This window comes from uncultured Gemella sp. (assembly GCF_963515875.1).
Classification (GTDB): Bacteria; Bacillota; Bacilli; order Staphylococcales; family Gemellaceae; genus Gemella.
In genome coordinates, this window is record NZ_CAUPZX010000066.1 from 1 (window position 1) to 5,381 (window position 5,381).

1 protein-coding gene and 1 other RNA gene are annotated in these 5,381 nt (G+C 31.8%); both read left to right on the forward strand.

Going from position 1 to position 5,381, the window contains the following annotated elements; genetic code table 11:
- The first annotated feature begins 12 nt into the window (after nucleotides 1–12).
- Nucleotides 13–369, forward strand: a transfer-messenger RNA (tmRNA) gene (gene ssrA / locus RWL85_RS08340).
- A gap of 355 nt (nucleotides 370–724) precedes the next feature.
- Nucleotides 725–5,381, forward strand: a 4,657-nt coding sequence (locus RWL85_RS08345) for a YSIRK-type signal peptide-containing protein (RefSeq protein ID WP_314087049.1), incomplete at its 3' end; no start/stop codon positions are given.

A 5,381-nucleotide genomic window follows, 5' to 3' on the forward strand; every position in this document is an offset into this window, starting at 1 on the left:
TAATCACAATTAGGGGATGTTTAGGATTCGACAGGGATGCTAGTCTTCTTGGTGGCATGTAGGAGGGTTGTCTTCTTTAACAACACATCAGTTAAATATAACTGGCGAAAAAACAAATTACGCTTTAGCAGCTTAATAAGCTAAAGGCTGATTACTTTGTTTGACTGTGACAAAGCTAATCGGTTCATTCTTAGCAGTCTACGATTTTTTTCTTCTGTTTGTAGAAAGAAGTAAGAGATTAATCAAACTCGTTTTTCATTGCCTGTTTATCGGCTTAAGTGGAGAATTAAATTCAATAGGTAAACTAAACATGTAGAGGCTAAGGGGAGGTATTTTTGGACGCGGGTTCAAATCCCGCCATCTCCATTTTATAGAAGTATACCATTTCGGTATGCTTTTTTTATTTTATATTACAGGAAAATATTAATATTACCAATATTTCTTTCTAATTGATAATTAATATTAAAATAAAATAACTATTTATATTTTTATTTAAAGTATATTTAAAGTATACAAAAAATATTTTTGTATTATTTATTTTGGTAAATTATTAATTATAATTACTATTATTTAAGTATTTTCTAGTATATATAGTATAATAATTGTTTATTTATCTGTTTTTTTTTTTTTTTTGAAAAAAGTAAGTAATATCTCTTTATTAGAGATATTTTTTGTGATATTATAATATATAAATTTTTATAATTTAGAAGGAGAAATATTATAAATGATAGGAAAAAACAACAAAAAAAAATTCCATGAACTCTCTGGAGAAAAGTTGGAAACCTATTCCATTAAAAAATTTAAAGTAGGAGCAGCGAGTGTTCTAATTGGAGTAGGTCTATTTTTTGGAGCTGGTGTCGTAGAAGCTAGTGATAATGGTACTCAAGCACGAGAAGCTACTAATAATTCAGATGAAGGAGTGAATAACTCTAATACTATTCTAGAGAATTCTGTAAAACCAGTAGCGAATAAAATTGTTAATAGTCCTGAGAAAGTAGCTGCAGCTGTTGCAGAAAAGTTAGCAACTCAGTCAGGTGAAAATAGTCAAGTGGAAAGTACAACAAAAGAAGTTGATAAGTCGCTTCTGAATAAAAAAATTGAAGAGTTAAAAGCTCAATTAGAAAGAATTAAAAACAACTCTAAACGACAATCAATGATTGACGATGCTACTAGTAAGTTAGCATCAGCAGAGAGCCTTGCACAATCATCAGCTACACAAACAGAAGTAGATGCTAAAGCAAAAGAAATTAGTTCATTAACTTCTATCTTAAAATCAATTAAAGCTGAAGAAACACCAAAAGAAAACAAAAATCAAGATAGCCGTAATGGTAAAAAGATGAAAGAAGGAACTGGCTTCCGTACCGGAGTGACAGCCCAAGCTTTAACAGGATCAATTCATTTTGATACATCAACAGGACCAACAGAAAAACAAATTCCAGTTGCTAATAATGGTGACGGTGAACGTGTTATTAATATGGCAATTAGTTATTCTGCGTCTTCAACTGAAACAGTTACAGACGGTAAAGTACGTGTAACAATACCAAAAGAATTCTTGCATTCTACTAAAAAACCAGAATTTGCAAATTCATCATTTGTAAAAAGTGTAGATGATTTATCAACTGCTACAAATTATATTTATGATTTAAATTTAAATCCCATGAGCGGGGGGACTGTTGCTGAAAGTTTATTAAAATTATATGTGGGTACCTCTATAAAAAATGCTCCATCGAAAGGCGATGTATTATCAGTTAATACTGATTTTATAGCAGGTGGAGAAACTTTATCAACGAAATCAGCTAGAGCTTCTTTTGACTATTTATCAGAAATTTTATATAGAGAAAAAGAGTGGCGACCAAAAACAGTAAAATATATGGTTGATCAGTTTGGAGCTCCATTACCAGAATTTAAAATGGGATCAGTTTCGAATGGAACTTTCAAGCCAATTGAAGGCAATACATTTAGATTACCATTTATTATGAGTGATCAAAGCTTTTTCAATAACGAAGAAACGAATCAAAATGGTAATGGACGTTTAACAAGCTATGATTATACGATTAGTGGAATTCCAGATTTCTTAGAATTGGACCCAACAAATATTAAAAATAATAAGTTTTGGACATTAGAAAATGGAGTTTTAACTTTACATCCAGATGAAAATAAAGGTATCGATCAAAGTTTACTTTATGGTGGACCAATTCTGAAGGTAAAAGAAGGTGCTTTTAATACTCCGGAAGCTATTGAAAGAGCAATTGAGTCAAATTCTACTAAAGGATTTAATGCCAATATCGTTTATAAAGCAGTTGGGCATAGACCTGATGGTTCAACATTTACTCAGACATTAGATAATCCTGATGGATTTAGATTATATCTCGGTGATGGTATTCCTGCTATTAAAGAGATGGATACAAGAATTTTTCCTGAAACCAATCAACGATTATATTCACATGCAAGTAATGAGGACAAATTTAACGCTAGATTTTCTATTCCAAATGATAAATTAAAAGGTGATGGAGCATTTTTACCAAGTCAGTATATAAACTATTTTATTCCAAAAGATCAAGAAGGGAATTATTTCACAAAATTCCAGTTAAATAGAGTATTTACAAATGAAATAAAAGCTGATGGTTCAAGAGAATTTAGAGGTTATTACAGAGAAAAGTTAGAAGGAAATTTAAAAGAGAATTTTAAATTATATGGAGTAACTAAAGATAACCAAGCTGAATTGTTGAAAGAATATACTTCAATTGATGAATTATATAATACTATTGAAATTAATCCTGAAAAGAAATATGATCATTTAATTCTAAAACATCCGGGTATAGTAGATGAATTTCAAAGATATAATTCAACTTCTAAAACAATAACTGGATTAGAAGCAAGACTTGGTGTAACTGTTGGTACATGGAAGGAAAAAGCCCAAGATAGTACAATTCAACGTTATAGAGATGAAATAGCTCAAGGTTCTACATCAGAGAATACAATAGAGAGTGCTATAGCGATGGAACGTCCTGCTACAGGAAGTGGAGAGGTTGCAGAACACATTAAAACTCCAACAAAATTAACATTAAATATGAATCAAATAGGGAGTCAAACTTTAACTAAAGATGATTTAACAAGAGGTCGAACAATTCCTATTGCAGTAACGTATTCAGCAGAGGATTATTTTAGGTTAATAGAATCAGATAATGATGGAAGTGAGACTTACGATATAAATAAATTGGATCCCAATATTACTAAAACAAGTGTAATGTTATTAGCAGATCCAAAGTTACCATTGAAAGACTTTAGATTAGCAGCAGATAATCGTTTATTATCAAAATACACATTACATTTTGGTGGAACGAATGGTGATGCTGCAAAAGAATCGTATGATAAATTAAAAGAATCTTATGATACTGTAAATCCAACTAATATTATCGAAAATTATAAAGGAACAGGTAAGCGAGCTTATATCTTTGATTCAAAAGATTTAAATCTTACTGGTTATGATTTAAATAGATGGATAAAAGGTGGATTATATAGTCCTACAGCTTTGACTTTCGAAGTTGAAAATAATGGACAAGTTGAAGCTGGAACTTATGGGATTGAATCTTATTTAGTATGGAATAGTGAATCGGAGACATTAATAGGTAATGACAATTCAATTAATGCTAATTTTGTTGAAAATCATGCGCCAGGTTTATCTATTTCAAAAGCAACTATTAATGTTACTATTAATAATATTGCTGAATATTCAGCTTCTTTAACAATTGCTAAACCTGGGACTACAGGTGTGCGAGGAATTATTGATGTTAAGAATGGACAAGAAGTTATCTTATCGCCACAAATTGAAAACTTAACAGATCTTCCTCAAAAAGTAAAAGAAGCTGTAGTGTTAATACCTAAGACAGAAGCTCTAACATATTTAGAAGGTCCGATAGTTGATGATTCAGACGAATATGATGTATTTTATACGACATCAACTGCTGCTGACAAAACTACTGGAACATATGTAAGTGCAGCTCAAATCACAAATTGGAAAGACGTAACAGCAGTTAAATATGTATTTAAAAATAATTATACTGTAACAAAAGAGCATGGATTTAAACATAATTTTAATCTGCGTGTTGACCAGAATAATCCAAACTATGTGAAAAGTACTTCTCAAATTTTTCTTAAAAATGGTCAAGATGTTTGGTTAGAATCGAATGTTGTTGGTTTGAGAACGGAAGATACTCGCGGAAAACTAGAAGTGTACTATAAAACTGTAGATGGCGAGCTCTTGAAAGAGTTCCCAAAAACTAGAGATTTTGAAGGACAGCCTTATGCTACAACTAAAGAACCAATTCTTAAAGGTTTTGTAAATAGATGGTATGCTGTGAACGATTATATTTTTATTGAAGTTCAACCAGATTCTGCTCCAGAAATAGGAACTTACGAAAGACAAGTAACTAAGAAAGTTACTTATCTATATGATAAGGCTAAAGTAAAAGTAGAAACTAAAGATATTACAAGAACTATTAATTATATTGAAAAAAATAATGAGGGTAATATCATTTCTAATCCAGTAATTCAAAAAGTAACAGTTTCAAGAAAAGTGTATACTGGAGAAAAAACGGGACGTGTTGTAGAAGATAATTGGGAAATTCCTGCAAATGCTAAATGGGAGTCTGTAACATCTCCAACACCTTCAGAATGGGAAAAACCAGAAGTAAAAGTTAATGATCAATATATCGCTAAGGAAGCAATTGATGAAGTAAGAATTACACCAGAAGTTCTTAATAACGGTAATATTGTTGAAAATGTATACTATGAGCGATTTGTACCAGGTGGAAATGTTATCGCTAAGTACGTTATCAAAGGAACGACAACAGAACTAAAAGCAAGTACAAATGTCTCAACAGGAGCACAGGTGGGAAGTGAGTATACAGCAACAGCACCACAAGCAGGAGAAGTACTAAAACAAGGTGAGTTAGAATACGTCCTAGAAGGTAGAAAAGCAGATTCAGCAGCAGAAACAGGAAAAGTAACTGCAGATACCCAAGAAATCATCTATGAATACGTACCAAAACAAGGTGGAAATGTTATCGCTAAGTACGTTATCAAAGGAACGACAACAGAACTAAAAGCAAGTACAAATGTCTCAACAGGAGCACAGGTGGGAAGTGAGTATACAGCAACAGCACCACAAGCAGGAGAAGTACTAAAACAAGGTGAGTTAGAATACGTCCTAGAAGGTAGAAAAGCAGATTCAGCAGCAGAAACAGGAAAAGTAACTGCAGATACCCAAGAAATCATCTATGAATACGTACCAAAACAAGGTGGAAACGTTGAAGTGAAATACGTAATTGCAGGAACAGAAACAAACCTAAAAGATCCAGTAACATTAGTAACAAATGGAC